The organism is Pseudomonas massiliensis, assembly GCF_000826105.1.
GTDB lineage: Bacteria > Pseudomonadota > Gammaproteobacteria > Pseudomonadales > Pseudomonadaceae > Aquipseudomonas > Aquipseudomonas massiliensis.
This window is the reverse complement of sequence record NZ_CCYK01000006.1, coordinates 439752-454831: the sequence shown is the minus strand read 5'-3', so window position 1 is coordinate 454831 and position 15080 is coordinate 439752. Positions and strand designations below refer to the sequence as shown.

At 61.7% G+C, this 15080-nt stretch carries 14 protein-coding genes; 4 read left to right on the top strand and 10 right to left on the bottom strand.

Translation table 11 applies throughout. From position 1 onward, the window contains the following. Positions 1-9: 9 nt before the first annotated feature. The 9 genes from BN1188_RS08115 to BN1188_RS08075 form a co-directional block, all read right to left on the bottom strand. A complete protein-coding gene (locus tag BN1188_RS08115; RefSeq protein WP_040260904.1) occupies positions 10-2058 on the bottom strand; it encodes a hybrid sensor histidine kinase/response regulator in 2049 nt (682 codons plus the stop codon). Between the two features lie 171 nt (positions 2059-2229). Then, a complete protein-coding gene (locus BN1188_RS08110) occupies positions 2230-3759 on the bottom strand; it encodes a sensor domain-containing diguanylate cyclase (RefSeq protein ID WP_040261421.1) in 1530 nt (509 codons plus the stop codon). Between the two features lie 136 nt (positions 3760-3895). Next, complete coding sequence (locus BN1188_RS08105) at positions 3896-4705, bottom strand: alpha/beta fold hydrolase (RefSeq protein ID WP_157395810.1); 810 nt, start codon at positions 4703-4705, stop codon at positions 3896-3898. Between the two features lie 170 nt (positions 4706-4875). Then, entirely contained in the window at positions 4876-6327 is a 1452-nt protein-coding gene (locus BN1188_RS08100; protein WP_040260902.1) for a YncE family protein, read from the bottom strand. A 27-nt stretch (positions 6328-6354) separates the two neighbouring features. Further along, positions 6355-6801: a DUF305 domain-containing protein gene (locus BN1188_RS08095; protein WP_084596177.1), complete on the bottom strand. Its 447-nt coding sequence runs from the start codon at positions 6799-6801 to the stop codon at positions 6355-6357. Positions 6802-7016: 215 nt separating this feature from the next. Next, entirely contained in the window at positions 7017-8030 is a 1014-nt protein-coding gene (locus BN1188_RS08090; protein ID WP_040260901.1) for an alpha/beta hydrolase, read from the bottom strand. Between the two features lie 57 nt (positions 8031-8087). Next, on the bottom strand, positions 8088-8834 hold the full coding sequence (locus tag BN1188_RS08085; protein WP_052469208.1) for an SDR family oxidoreductase: 747 nt from the start codon (positions 8832-8834) through the stop codon (positions 8088-8090). 60 nt (positions 8835-8894) lie between these two features. Further along, the gene (locus tag BN1188_RS08080; RefSeq protein ID WP_040260900.1) at positions 8895-9416 is read right to left on the bottom strand and encodes a DJ-1/PfpI family protein; all 522 of its coding nucleotides are present in this window, start codon (positions 9414-9416) and stop codon (positions 8895-8897) included. A gap of 681 nt (positions 9417-10097) precedes the next feature. Then, positions 10098-11057 carry a LysR family transcriptional regulator gene (locus BN1188_RS08075; RefSeq protein WP_040260899.1) on the bottom strand — a complete coding sequence of 320 codons (960 nt, stop codon included), beginning with the start codon at positions 11055-11057 and terminating at the stop codon, positions 10098-10100. Positions 11058-11153: 96 nt separating this feature from the next. Between BN1188_RS08075 and BN1188_RS08070 the strand changes: the two genes are divergently transcribed. From BN1188_RS08070 to BN1188_RS08055, 4 genes are all read left to right on the top strand, one after another. Then, positions 11154-11906, top strand: coding sequence for an SDR family oxidoreductase (locus BN1188_RS08070; protein ID WP_088776197.1), 753 nt, complete (start codon positions 11154-11156; stop codon positions 11904-11906). Positions 11907-11946: 40 nt separating this feature from the next. Next, positions 11947-13026: an alkene reductase gene (locus BN1188_RS08065; protein ID WP_040260898.1), complete on the top strand. Its 1080-nt coding sequence runs from the start codon at positions 11947-11949 to the stop codon at positions 13024-13026. 263 nt (positions 13027-13289) lie between these two features. Then, positions 13290-14264 carry a LysR family transcriptional regulator gene (locus BN1188_RS08060; RefSeq protein ID WP_052469206.1) on the top strand — a complete coding sequence of 325 codons (975 nt, stop codon included), beginning with the start codon at positions 13290-13292 and terminating at the stop codon, positions 14262-14264. Beyond that, complete coding sequence (locus BN1188_RS08055; RefSeq protein WP_040260897.1) at positions 14257-14451, top strand: hypothetical protein; 195 nt, start codon at positions 14257-14259, stop codon at positions 14449-14451. Before BN1188_RS08060 ends, BN1188_RS08055 begins: the two co-directional genes overlap by 8 nt. A gap of 55 nt (positions 14452-14506) precedes the next feature. Here BN1188_RS08055 and BN1188_RS08050 read toward each other — a convergent pair whose 3' ends face one another. Further along, positions 14507-14932, bottom strand: coding sequence for a hypothetical protein (locus BN1188_RS08050; protein ID WP_040260896.1), 426 nt, complete (start codon positions 14930-14932; stop codon positions 14507-14509). Between the last annotated feature and the right edge of the window lie 148 nt (positions 14933-15080).

Here is a 15080-nt window from a genome sequence, read left to right as displayed (position 1 = left end):
TTTCCGCGCTCAAGCCTCGAGGAAGTCACGTAGGCACTGCCTCATGGCGTCCAGCGCGAAGGGCTTGGTGAGGATCCGGGCGTTGCGCCCGAGCCGCTCGGGCAAGGTACTGGCCTGGTCTGTATAGCCGGTGATGAACAGTACCTTCAGGCCCTTGCGTTGGTCCTGGCACCGCGAAACCATATCCAGTCCGTTGCAGCCTCCAGGCAAGCCGATGTCGGTGATCAGCAGGTCGATAGGCACGTCCGACTCCAGGATGCGGGTACCGGCCACGCTATCGCTGGCCTCGATGACCGCGTATCCCAGGTCTTGGACAACTTCGGTCAGGAGCATGCGGGCCGCGGCGTCGTCTTCCACGATCAGCACGGTCACGTCCTTGCGGCTGGCCAGCAGTGGGCACAGTGCCGCGGTCACGGCCTCGGCGGGAGGAAGCTGACCTTCGTAGCGCGGCAGATAAAGGGAGACTCGGGTTCCGCGTCCCACTTCGGAGGCGATCTGGACCTGACCTCCGGACTGCCGGGCGAAGCCATACACCATGGACAATCCCAGGCCTGTGCCTTCCCCCAAGGGCTTGGTGGTAAAGAAGGGTTCGAATACCTTCTGCAGCAGTTCAGCGCTCATGCCCACCCCGGTGTCCTTCACGCTGATACGTAGATACTCGGCCGCAGGCAGGTCCAGTTGCCTGGCCTGGCCCTCGTCCACCGTCTCGTTGGCTGCTTCCAGCGTAATCCGCCCGCCATTGGGCATTGCATCCCGGGCATTGATGCACAGGTTCAGCAGCGCGTTCTCCAGCTGGCCGGGGTCGATCAAGGCCGGCCATAGCCCTGAAGCATTGCGGGTTTGCAGTTCTACACTGGGGCCGACGGCGCGGCGCACCAGTTCCTCCATCTCGATGATGAGGGCATTGACGTCCGTAGGCTTGGGGGCCAATACCTGCCGCCGGGAAAAGGCCAGCAGCCGATGGGTGAGAGAGGTACCGCGCTGCACCGCGCCCAGGGCCACGGTAAGGTAGCGCTCCAGTTCGTCGAAGCGGCCTTGCTCCATCCGGGCGCGCATCATTTCCAGGCAGCCGGAAATGCCTCCCAACAGGTTGTTGAAATCGTGGGCGATGCCGCCCGTGAGCTGGCCCACTGCTTCCATTTTCTGGGATTGCCGCAAGGCTTCCTGGGCCTGCTCCCGTTCCTGGATCACCTCACGTACCCGCTGTTCCAGGGTGGTATTGAGTTCCAGCACCGCCGCTTCAGCGTTCTTGCGGTCCGTCACGTCGATCGAGGAGCCGATCAGGCCGATCACCTGGCCGGCATCGTCGAACAGCGGGGCCTTGGTCGACAACCAGACGCTGACCGTGCCATCAGGCAGACTGACCTGTTCCTCGATGGTTTCGCCCACCCCGGCGTTCATGATGCGCTGGTCCGTCTCGGTGATGATCCGGGCCTGCTCCGCGTTCTGCAGAAACTCCTTGTCGGTTTTGCCCAGGTATTCTTCCGGCGGTTTGCCGATCAGCGCCGTGGTGCCGCGATTGGCCACCAGCATGCGACCTTGACGGTCCTTGGCGTAGACCACGCCAGGAACGGCCTCGGTGAACATACGCAACAGCGCGTTGGCCCGGTCGCGTTCCGTTTCAGCGGCTCGCCTGGCGTCGATGTCCAGCAGGATGCCCGGAAAGCGGACCGGGGTACCGTTGTCGTCCGTCTCCACCCGGCCGGACGCCTCGATCCAGCGGTAGTGACCATCGGTGCCGCGGATGCGGTATTCGCATCGGTACAGCCCACGACTATCCAGGGCCTGCTCGATGGTCTGGAACACTCGAGGCAAGTCTTCGGGATGAATGGAGCGGGTCGTCTGATTCAATGCCAGCCCAGCCTGGCACAGCTCGGCCGGTATGCCGAAGGAGCGGGAAAAGCGTTCGTCGGCGGTGACGCGGTCAGCCTGGATATCCCAGATCCAGGTGCCGATGATGGCTCCGGCGTCCAAGGCCAGGCGTAGCCTGTCGAAGGCCTCGTTGGTCAATGCGGTCGCCTTGTCTTCAGCGGACCCCAGGGGCGGGAAACTGCTCATTTACCGTTATCCAGGCGTAAGAAAAGTCCAGCGGAGCTTGCACGGAAACTGGCACAGTGCCGCTCGCCAGGTTCCGGCAAGCCGGTGCGCTGGAAGGTACAGGCTGCGGCTGGGTGCGTATAGATACCGTTTAGCAGCTTTCCACGGGTTTTGGGAAGCGGCGGCTTGCCTTCAGGCCACCACCGTCAATGGCGGGTAAGCCTGGTCACGCCCGGCGCGCTTGGCCTGATACAGGGCCTCGTCGGCGCTGCGCAGAAGCAGGGAGCCGGCGTTGTCAGCAATCGGCATCACCGCTGCCACACCGATGCTCAGGGTCACGCGACCCACTTCCGAGCCGGCATGGGCAATGGCCAAGCCTGCCACCGCTGTCCTGATATTGGCCGCCATCTGACAAGCGCCGTCGAGATCGGTGTCTGGCAACAAGGCCACGAATTCCTCGCCGCCGTAGCGGAAGGCGGCGTCCGCCGGCCGTTTCAGGCAGGAGGCAATGGCCTGGGCGACGTCCCTGAGGCAGAGGTCACCGGCCTGATGTCCGTAATGGTCGTTATATTTCTTGAAGTGATCGATGTCCATCATCAACACCGCCACGGCGGTGCGCTGGCGCCGCGCCCTGGCGGTTTCCCGGTGCAGGAGCGCATCCAGCTGGCGTCGGTTGGGTAGGCCGGTCAGAGCATCTTCCATGGCCAACCGCTCAAGCACGGCCTGGGTTTCCCTCAGTTCCTGCTCGATGCTGACGCCGAAGCGCAGCTGTCGCAGCAAGGCACAGCTCAGGAAAAGAATTACCGATACAATGGCCAGTACGAAAAGGGCAGCGCGGAACACCTCTTCCCGCCAGGGTTTGAGAATGGACTCCACTGATAGCCCCGCCTGGACCACCAGCGGGTAACGTTCCAGTTGCCGGTAACTGTTGATACGCTCCACGCTATCGACGATGGACGTGATGCGAGCGGTACCGATAGGCGCGTACGGCAGGTATTTGGTGTAGATCTCGCCCTTGGCCAGGCTGGAGCCGATGACCTGCTCATTGAAGGGCCGGCGGGCCAGCACGGTACCGTCGCGCAAGGCGACGACGAAAATGCCGTTGTGGTCCAGGTGGAAGCCGGCATAAAAATCGTTGAAATACTCGACGAAGATCGTGACCAGGAACACCCCCGCGAAGCTGCCGTCAGGGTTGTTCAGCCGACGGGAAAGCGGTATCACCCAATCGCCGGTGCTGCGGCTGCGTACGGCTGGCCCCAGGTGCATGCCGGTGTCCTCAGGATGCTGGCGGTGCCAGGCAAAATACTCTCGGTCAGCATTGTTCAGGTTGGCCGGGTAGTTGTCCTTGTCGGTAAGCAGCCAGTCGCCATCCTGGTCGTAGACGAACACACCATGGATCTGCCGCATCACCGCGCGCTGGTTTTTGAATATCTTGCGCAGGCGTTCTTTATTGGCTCCGGCGATACCGTCGTGCTGCACCCGCTCGACCATCCCGGCGGAAAAGGCGTCCAGCTCCTTGATAGCGTCATCGGCGTGCTGCGCAGCGGCTCGGGCCAGATTGGCCGAGTTGATCTCACCGCGATGCAGGTGTTCGAAATAGCCCTGGGTATTCTCTACCACGGCCATGCCCACGATGGCAGCGATCACCAGCACCACCAATAGCGAAGCGAGGCGGTGAATGAACCGATACTGGATCCTGGGCTTGTTGGTCGGGTTGGCCATGGCAGGCTTCAAATGGAAAAAAGTATTCCAGGCCATCGACCGCGGCGAGGGATTCTTGAGGCATTGTGGAAGGCGAAAGAGCGGGTGCACACCGTGTTTTGGCCACATCTGGCCTAACCTTGGAGTACCAGCCCGTTCAATCGGAACCTTGTAGGAAGCTTAGTGCCGACGCTATCGCCAGGTCACTTCTTAATATCCTTCGATGGCCGACTTCATGAACCTCGCAAAGTCTCCCCGTATCCCAGCGCGCCAAGAGCGCATGGGCATCGGCGATAGGGATTTCCTTGTCTTCTGGATCATGCAGAAGCAGGGCAGGGTGGTCGAATCCTACGCTGAGCGCATCCAGCTCCATGCTGTCCAGTGAGGCCTGGGCCTTGGCTTCGAAAGCGGCCTTCAGGTCAGCCAGGTCCTCAACGGAGAGGCCGGCGAGCGCGGCGGCTCGCTCGATCACTCCGACCAGGGACGCAGGCCCGGCGATGTGGACGCTAGTGGCGGCCCGTAGCCCATGGGCAAAGGCGTAGAGGCTTGCGGCAGACCCCATGGAGTGGCCGATCACGCTGTGAAACGGGCCCAGCTGACGGCCTAGCTCGAGCACGGCCCGTCCGGCCTGGACCACAGTGGTCGAATGGCCGCCTGAACGGCCATGGGCGGGAAGGTCCATAGAGGTGACCCGGTAGCCAGCCTGCAGCAAGGCATCGATCCAGCGATGCCAATGCGCGCTTTGGCTTTCCCAGCCATGGACGAGCAGTACCTGAGGGCCGCTAGCGTCCCATTGGTAGGTCATCAAGTGGCTACCTTCGAAAGCGCACGCCAGAGGCCGCGCGCGTTCGAACACTGGAGCGGCTGGCTCCCCTGCAGGCGCTGACCTGGGCAGGGTCAAGGCGCGAAACACCGAGTGCCATGGCCGACCGGCCTTTTCCGGACGCTGGGAGAAAGCTTCAGCCATTGATGGACCCCTCACACATGGAATGAAGCCAGGGCGCATGAAACCGCACTGAAACTGGCTTGGGTCGAATCATTGTATTACGAATGTAATTCAAAGCAAGCGCCCAGCGTATTCCTCTCCCGTGCCTGGCTTGAGCGGTAGCCAAAGGCCCATGTCTGGCCACAAAGGGTTCAGTCAGCCTGCGCCTGCTGTAGGGTGCCCAAGGCATCCGGCGTTCCGCCGAGAATCACCAGGTAGCGCCTCAAGGCTGGGGCCTCGTTCTGGACGATCTGGCGTAGCGGCCCGACGGCATTGACGATGGCCGACCCCGCCGGATTGGTCACGAATCCGGCAAGCGGCAGCAGCGCACCGCTGCCGTTGGGATGATCAGCCAGCGCCAGGGTATACGGCTGTTTGGGCGCCAGGCCGGTCACCGCGGCTTGAAGCACCTGGGTCAGGCCCTGGCTGAACAGAGTGACACTGGTGGCTGGCTGCGATGCGCCAGCGGCCTTCAGGACCAGGTGGCTGGCTTGCCCGGCAATCCCAAGGGGTTTCAGGTTGGCGGTGCCGTCGCCCTCGGCCACTGCCTGAGGTACATAGGCCACGGCCTGGGGCGCCTGGCCGATCGGAACAGTGGCGATCACAGCATTGGTCAGCGTGTCGATCACGGCGAAGGCATCGGCGTTCTCCAGGCCGACATATACTCGGCTGCCGTCACCGGAAGGCCATATGCCGTGAGGCAGCTTGCCCACCGCGATGGTGGCGACCTGCTCGAAGGTGTCAGTGCGGTAGACCTTCACTTCATTGCTGCCGCCTACGGTGATGTAGGCGAACAGGCCATGGGCGTTATGCACCAGGTTCACATGGTTGGCGATAGGCCCGACGTCCAGGGTTTTCAGCAGCCTGAACGGCGGAGTTGCCTCGAACACCTGCGCCTTGCCCACGTCCTTGAGGGTGAACCAGACCTGTTTGCCGTCCGGGGACGCCGCGATGTTGGGGCAGAAGGGGCTGGCCTGCGGCACATGCCCGACAACCGTGTGGGTGGCTACCGAGACCACTACGGTCTCGGGATTGAACGAAGAGCAGATGTAGCCGTACTGGCCATCGGGCGAGAAGATCTGCATGCCTGGGCCGCCTGGGGTCTTGATTCTGAGCTTCTCGGCAAAGGTAGTGGTGTCGATCACCGAAACATAGTCTTCGCCTCGCACGGTAACCCATACTTCCTTGCCGTCGGGTGTGTAGAAAGCTTCATGGGGTGCGCGGCCAACGTAGGTCTTGTGCTTGACGGTGTTGCTCTGGGTGTCGATGAAAGACACCGAGTTGGTACCGATGGAGACCACGGCCAAGGTCTTATGGTCTGGAGAGAAACCCATGCCATGCACCAGCACTTCGCCCTTGTACAGTGGGCTGAGGTTACCCGGCTGCGGGTCGCCCAGGGGAATGATACCCAGCAGGTGATTGTCGACCGGATCCGTTACCGACACAGTGTTGGAGAACTGTTCAGCGGCGTAGACCCGGTCTTGATGGGTAATGGGAATATCGGGTGCTGAAAGCTTGCCCGGGATCTGTCCGGCCCAACTGGTAACGGATGCGCTCAGGGTAGCCAAGGCCAGCGCTACCCTTGCCACGTAAGTGCTTTTCATAGGGTTTCCTCGAGACGTAGGGACGTGTCAGTTGCGCGATACCGGCATCTGGGTCGGTGCCTCGGTGCGGGGCGGCAGCGGTTGGCCCAACGCAAGACGCATGGCGGCGATCTCCTGTTGCTGGTCCACGATGATTTCCTGGGCGATGCGCTTGAGCTGTTCGTCGTGTCCGTACTTGAGCATGGCCACCGCCATGTCGATCGCACCCTGATGATGCGCGGTCATGGCCTGGACAAAGTCCTGATCAACGTTGCCCGTGGAAGGCGCGTCCATGCCCTGCATCATTCTGTCCATGGCCGCGGCGTTGTCATGGGTGTAAGCCGCGAGGGAGGCGGACGGTGCGGCCTCCGCCGCTGGCGCCCTGTCATGCATGGAGGCCATGCCAGTGTCGGCCAGGACGGGGCTCAACCAGGCCATGGCGATCGCCAAGACCAGTGTTCGCGCCTTGGGTGAAGCGTAACCTTTGCTCGCCATTGTGAGAGATCCTAAAGCGTGGGCACCTGAGGCAGACGCGTTGCAGCGGCGCTTATTCCCGGTCAGCCAGGAAGTGGCGCGGCGCTAAGGCTTGCGACTAGTGGCGAGGCCCAAGACCGCTCGCGTCCTTGAGCGCCTGGTCTGGCCTTTCGCAAGTTCGCCAGGACAGGCGCCTGGCGGTCAGTGATGTAGCCGCTCGAAGAGCCCACACCCCATCAGTTGAGGTGCGCTCGGAGTTCCGCTCCCGCTTGACGCATGGCGGCCTGGACCTCAGGCACCTGCGCCAGCGGGTTGAGCAGGCCGTAGTCATGGATCATGCCGTTGTAGCGCACGGCGGTGACCGGTACCCCCGCCGCGTCGAGTTTCCGAGCGTAGGCTTCTGCTTCGTCACGCAGCACATCCAGGCCCGCGGTTTGTACGAGCGCAGGAGGCAGGCCCTTGAGCTGCTCGGTGTCGGCTCTGAGGGGGGAGGCGTATATCTGCGCCCGCTCGGCCGGATTGGTGGTGTAGTTGTCCCAGAACCAGGTCATCATGTTTCGGGTAAGGAAGTGGCCTTCGGCGTACTGCTTGTAGGAATCGGTATCGAAACTGGCATCGGTGACAGGCCACAGCAGGAGCTGGAAGCGGAGCTTGGGCGCTGTCTTTTCCTTTGCCATCAGGCTGACTACAGCGGCCATGTTGCCGCCAACGCTGTTCCCTGCCACAGCGAGCCTTTGACCATCGACATTGATCTCCTGGCCATGTTTGGCCACCCATCGAGTGGCCGCGTACGCCTGGTTGATGGCCGTGGGGTAATGCGCTTCAGGCGAGGGGGTGTAGTCCACGTACACGGCTACGGCGCCAGAGGCTACCACCAGGTCACGGATCAGACGCGCATGGGTGGGGTAATCGCCCAGCACCCAACCGCCGCCGTGGAAGAACATGAAGGCCGGCAGTTCTCCCTTGGCCTTTTCCGGTCGCACTACCGTCAGCTTGATGGGCTTGCCCTCGACGGAGATGGTCCTGTGGCTCACTTCGATACCTGACATATCGACCTGGACCGACGTCTGGGCTCCCGTCAATACCGCACGCCCCTCGCGCGGGCTCAGTTGCTCCAAGGGCTTGCCGCCCCCGGCGGCGAGGGCATCGAGGAGCGCCTGGGTCTGATGTTCAGGCACGGGGCTACTTGCCATGGCGGAGCCTACGCAGAGTGCGATCATCGTTGGCACCGCCTTGATTACTGTGGTCATCTTCATTCCTTGCGGGTGATGTAGAGGGTGTTCATGAACGCTGGACGTACCCGGCGCTCACACCAGTGGCGAGCCGCCGTCCACATTGAGGGTGGCGCCATTCATGAAGCCGTTGCTCATCAGGAAAACCACCCCCGCGCCCACTTCTTCGGGACGACCGAGCCGATGCAGCGGTAGCTTCTGTTCAAGGGCGGCGACATAGCCGTCCCGGTCCTGGCCCAGGGTCTTGGCCAAGATCGGGGTATTGGTCGGCCCGGGGGAAAGCGCATTGACCCTGATGGGCGCCAGTTCCAGGGCCAGGCCGCGGGCCAGGGCCTCCATGGCCGCCGAGGCCGCCGCCAGTACCGAAGTTCCAAACGCGTTGGGCCTGTCAGCCAGGGCACCGGAGATCAAAGTCACGGAACCCTTGTTGGAGATGCGATTGCCAAGCGCCCTGAGGGCATGGATAGCGCCCCAGACACGTTCTTCGAACGCACGTTGCAGATAGGCAAGGTCCGCTTCGAGGGTTTTACCGGCGACGAAGGTGCCTGCCAAGAGCACCAAGTGATCGACCCGCTCCAGATCTTGCAAAGCAGCGTGCACCGACTCGCCTTTGGTGATGTCAGCTGCGCGCCAACCTGCAAAGCCCTGCTCGGCGGCAACCTGTTCAGCCCGGGCCGCTTCATATCCGACGACAATAACCTGGCCGCCGGCCTGTTTCGCCTGGATCGCCGCGGCCAGGCCAATGCCTGAAGTTCCACCGAAGATAACAATGGTCTTGCCTTCCAATGCAACCTCAATACTAGATGGTGATGTAATGCTCATGATTTTTCCTCGTTTGTTGTGGCGGAATGAACAAGCGTGCTCTGTCTGGAACATGGGTGACTAAGTTTCAGGCGGGTCGCGCAGCCATTCGGCGACGGCTATCGCGAAAGCGTCTACATCGGCGCCAGACCCGGTAATGATCCATTTAAGGGCTACAACGTCTTCGGGAACGAAGATCACCCCAAAACCCTTGAGACGCGGATGCAGATAGTCGGCATCTTTGGTTGCCGCCTCCTTGCCCAGCAATAACCCGGCGCGAGCAAGTGCCAAGTTCCCCAGGCCTATGCCTGATATAAGCTTGCGGGCCTCATCGAATGTTTGAAGGGTGGCGATGACATCAGCGTTTTCACCTATAAGGTCTATGCTTCCGTTACCGTCCATGACCGCGACCGCATCGAAGCAATGGCTGTCCAGGGCGCTCAATTGCTCGATACTGGTTGTGTCACCGCTTGCGGTAGTCTCCAGGCAAGGGCCTACGGAATAGACGCTTAGTTTTAGTTCCTTCCGCCATATCCGCATGCAGGACGATAGCGTGGCGGCGTTCAAACGCCGTGGCGGTATGATGATCGCCAGATTCTTCATAAATATGTCCTGGCCGCGTCGCCTGTTTCGGGCAGCGCTGATGAAAGAAGTTAACCCCGTCATTCATTGCCTGCAGGGTTTGAAATAGCATTGACGAGTAATTGCATCAGATACAGCCCGCAGGGGCATTAGCACCTGAACAGCAGCGATTTAGATGGCCCGAAGCCGCGTATGCATTGGCCTGAAGGTATTTACGCTCTATTTGTTCAGCTCTTGAGCTCTGGCAGGTACTTCTCTTCATCCGAGTAGGGAAATAGGATCTGCGCTGGATGAGCATCGATGTGTAGGCCTGTCCGGCTAGTCAATGCTCAAGCCCACAACGCGTTGCGAAGAACGGCCAAAGGCGTTACGTGAGGTAATGTATGAAAAGGGCAGTGAACAGTGTCGGGCAGCACGCCAGTTATAGTCAGATAGACGTTCGCTTTCGTGCCGCGCCGCCGTTAGTGTGCGAGGAAGTAAAGGGGATTATTGAACAGCTGGCATCGATGCCAGGATGTTCGGACTATGCGCTTACATCTATCGCTCATGGCGCTTTCCATTGGTCTGCGTTCGGCCTCTGGATCGACGACGAAGCGCGCGCTCGCCATTATGCTAGCGAGGCGCTACAGAGCCTTTTCGCCTGTCTTGTTCAGCGCCATGCGAGTTTTATCCTGTGTTCTGAAGGAGCCTGTCCAGCCACGCCTACAGCGACTTGGGCGTCGCGGCGGTAGCCACGATTTCGTCCCAGGGCGTGATTGCGGGAAACACCTCTTGCAGGAATTCCAGAAACGCCTTCACATTCGGGCTGCCTCGCCGGCTTTCGGGCCAAAGGGCAGTGATGACGAATCGGTCCACGGCATACTCAGGGAATACCGGCACCAATTCCCCTCGCTCTACATAGGGCGCGGCCACATAGGTGGGCGAAATGCCGATACCGCCGCCAGCGGCCAATACGGCCGCGACCGCGTCACTGACGTCTATGGTCATGCTGGCATTGGGCGTGATTTCCAACAGGCGATGACCCACCTGGAAGGGCCAGCGCAGCGCCTGCCCCGTGCTCTGGTAGCGAAAATTGATGCAGTCGTGCTCGGCGAGGTCCTCAAGGGTTTCCGGCTTTCCCCTCCGGGCCAGGTAATCGGGTGAGGCGAAAGTACAGATTCGGTGGGGCGCCAGGGGCCTGGAAACCAGGCGGGAATCGGCCAGGTTGCCAACGCGAATGGCTACGTCTATCCCTTGCTCGATGATGTCTGAAAATTGGTCTCCCAGGCGCAGATCCACCGTCAGCTTGGGGTAGCGTTGCCGGAAGGCCGGCAAGGCCTTCGCCAGGATATTCACCCCGATGGGCAAGGGGGCTGTCACTTTCAGGGTGCCTGAAGGCTCCCCGCGCGACGCCACGGCGGCTTGCTCGATCTCCTCCACCTCCCGAATCACTCGCAACGCCCGTTCGTAGATTTCCCGACCTTCCGGCGTGAGCGTCAGAGAACGCGTGGTTCGGCTGAAGAGACGCAAGCCGAAGTGTTCTTCCAGGCGCTGCACGCTTTTGCTGACTGCTGAAGGCGATACAGACAGGTCCCGGGCGGCGGCGGTATAGCTGCCGAGGGAGGCGGTGCGTGCGAAAGCAATGAGGCCCGTGAGCCGTTCCAGTCCAATTTGTTCTTTCATGGCACAAGAGTAACCACCTGGAGCCCTATTATCAACCCGGGGCTGTAGACGTACTCTGTTTTCACACCAGCCACTTCGGCCTTCAAGGAAATGACCATGAGCCAGCTTTCGCAAACTCCGCAGCAGACCCTGTCCTCGCTACAAGGCACCACCACCGTCGTGATTGGCGGTACCTCGGGAATCGGCCTGTCCGCCGCCGTCCAGGCCAAGGCCGCGGGTTCGCGGGTGATTGTCGTCGGCTCGAACGCGGACCGGGCACGGCAGGCAGCGGCAACCCATGGTCTGGATGGCTGGCGCGCGGCGGATGTCACCAAGCCCGCCGAGCTCTATAGCGCCCTGGAGGACATCCCTCAGGTGGATCACTTGGTACTGCTGGCTGGCACCTTCGTAGCGGGAAAAACCCTCGAAGCTGACCTTGGCTACCTCGCCCGGGCCTTCGATGAGCGCATCTGGGCGTCCATCCATGCTCTCAGGGCCCTGGGGAACAGGCTGTCCAGCACCGGCTCGGTGACCTTCATCTCGGGTTCCCTGGCAGACCGGCCCAATGCATACGGCACGGCGGTACTGGCCGCTGCCTCGGCGGCGATGGAAGCCCTCGCTCGCGGCCTGGCCCTGGAGCTGGCACCCGTTCGGGTCAACACCTTGTCCCCGGGGCCGATCGATACGCCCATCCTGGCCAAGGCGTTGGGTGACGCCAAGGATGGGTTCGTCGCGTCCGTCGAGGCCTCGCTTCCCCTGCATCGACTCGGCACGGCCGAGCAGGCCGGCGCCGCGGTGGTGTTCCTGATGAGCAACGGTTTCATGAATGGCGCCACCCTCAACGTGGACGGTGGCGCCCGCCTCGTATAACCCCCTCTCGCTTCGACGTCACTTCAAAGGAGTGCAAGACATGACAACGCTGTTCGACTCACTGCAACTCGGCAACCTGACGCTGCCCAACCGTATCCTGATGGCGCCGATGACCCGCGCCAGGGGCACCCGCGAGCACGTGCCAACGCCCATGATGGCGCAGTACTACGCCCAGCGGGCCTCGGCCGGCCTGATCATCAGCGAGGCCATTGGCATCACCCAGCAGGGGCTAGGATGGGCCTATGCGACGGGATTGTGGTCCGCGGAACAGATCCGCGGATGGAAGCAGGTCACCGATGCGGTGCATGCCGCGGGCGGGCGCATCATTGCTCAGCTATGGCACATGGGGCGCGTAGTGCATCCGAGCTTTCTCGATGGCGCCCAGCCTATCGGGCCATCGGTCACCACCGCCCCCGGCCTGGCGCATACCTATGCCGGCAAGCAACCCTATTCCCAGGCGCGCGCCCTGCCTATCGAGGAAATCCCGGCGCTGCTGGCGGATTTCAGGCAGGCGGCCCGCAACGCTCTGGAAGCCGGCTTCGATGGCGTGCAGGTTCATGCTGCCAATGGCTATCTGATTGACCAGTTTCTTCGCGACAGCGGCAATTTCCGCACCGACGCCTACGGGGGTTCCATAGAAAACCGGGTGCGGCTGTTGCGCGAAGTCACTGAAACCGTGGCCTCGGTGGTCGGCAAGGAGCGGGTAGGGGTCAGGCTGACGCCGAGCAGCCATGACCAAGGGGTGCGTGACAGTGATCCGCTGCCCCTGTTTACCCACGCCGCCGAGGTATTGTCCCAGATCGGCATCGCTCATCTGGAACTGCGCGAGCCTCCGGCCGATGGCACCTTCGGCGTCTCGGAGTATCCCCCCAGCGCGGCGCTTATGCGCGAAGCGTTCAAGGGCGTGCTGATTCTCAACTCCGACTATGACCTCGCCCGAGCCGAGGCCGCCCTGGCCAGCGGGCTGGCCGATGCCATTGCCTTTGGCCGGCCCTTTATCGCCAACCCTCAATTGCCTGCCGCGCTGCAACGGGGCTTGCCACTACGCCCCGAAGACAGGGCCACCTGGTTTACCCAGGGCGCGGAGGGGTACATCGATTACCCAGGGCTGTCTGCCTGAAGCGGGACCCCGAATGCCCTGGCTCGTAGCCTGCCAAATAGGGGCTCGCTGGCTAAGCTCGATTCATGCCATGCTGGCAGCAGTGTTTTTCCATTGGGCTATGTTTTGGCGGTCGGGGTTACACCCTAAGGTGGCGCTGCACGATCGCCGAAGGCCTCGACACCGGGGCCGTTTCAAGGGCAGGAATAAAAAGCGTCCTCTGCCGTTTTACATGGGCTGCTGCGTACAACCTTCGTGGATACCATGCAAAGGGTGCTTGGTGGATGATCAGAATCAACGACCTGGATATTTTTGTGCGCGTCGCAACCGTGGACAGCTTTTCTACCGTGGCGCGGGAGTTGGATCTGTTTCCAGCCCAGATCAGCGCCGCGATCAAGCGGTTGGAATGCGAGCTGGATACCCGTTTGTTTGCCCGCTCCACCAGGAGTCTGAGACTGACCGCCGAGGGCGAGCACTACCTGCCTTACGCCCGGGACGTGCTGAACACCCTCAGCGAGGGCAAGGCAGGCTTGCAGGCCAGCGACCCGACCTTGCGCGGCGTACTACAGGTGGCAAGCGCGTCCGACTTCGGCCGCAACGTTTTGCTTCCCTGGCTGATCGATTTCCGGCGCACGAACCCCGGCGTTACGCTCAGGGTCTCGCTTTCCGACCATGTTTCCGACATCTTCAAAGCGCCGGTAGACGTGGCGGTGCGCTATGGCACCGTTCAGAACGCCGACTTCGTTTCCTTGCCCCTGGTGCCGCTCAACCGACGGGTGCTGGCGGCTTCGCCTGCCTATCTGGAGCAGCATGGGCGGCCCACCTGCATCGAGGAGCTCTCCTTCCATGCTTGCCTGCGCTTCCACCTCAACGGAAAGCTTTATGATCGGTGGCTGTTTCCCAATGACAAGGAGCCGGACTGTGTGGTCGTGGACGGGCCAGTGCTCAGCGATGACGCCGACGTGATCCGGCGCTGTGCAATCGCTGGCGAGGGCATACTGTACAAATCCTGGCTGGATGTATGCCAGGACGTACGCGCGGGCCACTTGGAGGTGATATTGCCGGAGGTGACCGGCGAGCCGTACCCACTTAACTTCGTATGCCCCCATCGCAAGCAGTTCACGCCGGCGATACGGTCGCTGTACAGCTATCTGAAGATTCGCTGCGAAACCTTGCTGGCTGCGGACGTGGCTCAGGTACAGGCCTGTGCAGCTCCTTGCGCCAGCTGCGCAACCGAAACTGGAGAGGGTAATGTCTGAACTCAAAGTGGCTGTGGCGCAGTGGCCCGACGGATTGCGCCCCGGCGGCAGCACCTGGAAAAGCATTGCCGCCGAAGTGGCTGCCCAGGCTCCGGACGTGCTCGTCACCAACGAAATGCCCTTTGGACGCTGGCTGGCTGAAGCCGGGCGCTATGATCCTGAGCTGATTCCGGCAGGCTTGAAATAGCAAGGAAGTCAAAGGTAGGGCTGTGATGCCTTACCGGTTTCACTTCCAAGCTCGTTCAGGACCGGCAATAACCTTCCCCGGGCTGGACGATCAGGCAGGTTTTCTTGTCGGCCAACCATTTCAAGCCTGTGGCTTCGCCATCCCCCGCGCGCAATGAATGCGGCCCATCCTCGCGGTTGAACACGATGCCTTCAGGGCTTGCCTGCCCTTTGAATGTGCCAGCCTGGGCGGTGTTCAGGCCGTATTGCATGTGAAGGATATAGTGGCCGGGCCCCGAGGCTGGATCGGCGCTGATGGTCAGGTTCAACCCCTCGACACCGGTCCATTTCCCGAGCCACTGGTCCGTCGCCCCGAAGTCGACGGGTTGGGAGGCCGTCTCGACTTTCGGTACCGGTGTGCGAGGTGCCTTGGGGGATTGTTCCTTATCGCAGCCAGCGAGCAGGATGGCTGCGGTGGCGAGTACAGCGAGCGCTTTATTCATGGTTCATCACAGTGGCAGTGCTGGTCTAGGTTCATTTACGCCAGGAGCCGCGTTCAAGCAAGAAGAACCGAAGCGTCCTTGGTGCTGGCTATTTGCTGCTGTCAGCTCGCCAATCACTTTGATCTTGAAGTCAAACCCCGCTCGGCAG

What these genes read in the sequence shown, in the direction of transcription:
- BN1188_RS08070 (WP_088776197.1), top strand. Translation starts at nt 11,154, where the DNA reads ATGAGCCAGCTTTCGCAAACTCCGCAGCAGACCCTGTCCTCGCTACAA.
- BN1188_RS08105 (WP_157395810.1), bottom strand. Translation starts at nt 4,705, where the DNA reads ATGGCTGAAGCTTTCTCCCAGCGTCCGGAAAAGGCCGGTCGGCCATGG.
- BN1188_RS08075 (WP_040260899.1), bottom strand. Translation starts at nt 11,057, where the DNA reads ATGAAAGAACAAATTGGACTGGAACGGCTCACGGGCCTCATTGCTTTC.
- BN1188_RS08050 (WP_040260896.1), bottom strand. Translation starts at nt 14,932, where the DNA reads ATGAATAAAGCGCTCGCTGTACTCGCCACCGCAGCCATCCTGCTCGCT.
- BN1188_RS08080 (WP_040260900.1), bottom strand. Translation starts at nt 9,416, where the DNA reads ATGAAGAATCTGGCGATCATCATACCGCCACGGCGTTTGAACGCCGCC.
- BN1188_RS08100 (WP_040260902.1), bottom strand. Translation starts at nt 6,327, where the DNA reads ATGAAAAGCACTTACGTGGCAAGGGTAGCGCTGGCCTTGGCTACCCTG.
- BN1188_RS08110 (WP_040261421.1), bottom strand. Translation starts at nt 3,759, where the DNA reads ATGGCCAACCCGACCAACAAGCCCAGGATCCAGTATCGGTTCATTCAC.
- BN1188_RS08095 (WP_084596177.1), bottom strand. Translation starts at nt 6,801, where the DNA reads ATGGCGAGCAAAGGTTACGCTTCACCCAAGGCGCGAACACTGGTCTTG.
- BN1188_RS08085 (WP_052469208.1), bottom strand. Translation starts at nt 8,834, where the DNA reads ATGAGCATTACATCACCATCTAGTATTGAGGTTGCATTGGAAGGCAAG.
- BN1188_RS08115 (WP_040260904.1), bottom strand. Translation starts at nt 2,058, where the DNA reads ATGAGCAGTTTCCCGCCCCTGGGGTCCGCTGAAGACAAGGCGACCGCA.
- BN1188_RS08065 (WP_040260898.1), top strand. Translation starts at nt 11,947, where the DNA reads ATGACAACGCTGTTCGACTCACTGCAACTCGGCAACCTGACGCTGCCC.
- BN1188_RS08090 (WP_040260901.1), bottom strand. Translation starts at nt 8,030, where the DNA reads ATGACCACAGTAATCAAGGCGGTGCCAACGATGATCGCACTCTGCGTA.
- BN1188_RS08060 (WP_052469206.1), top strand. Translation starts at nt 13,290, where the DNA reads ATGATCAGAATCAACGACCTGGATATTTTTGTGCGCGTCGCAACCGTG.
- BN1188_RS08055 (WP_040260897.1), top strand. Translation starts at nt 14,257, where the DNA reads ATGTCTGAACTCAAAGTGGCTGTGGCGCAGTGGCCCGACGGATTGCGC.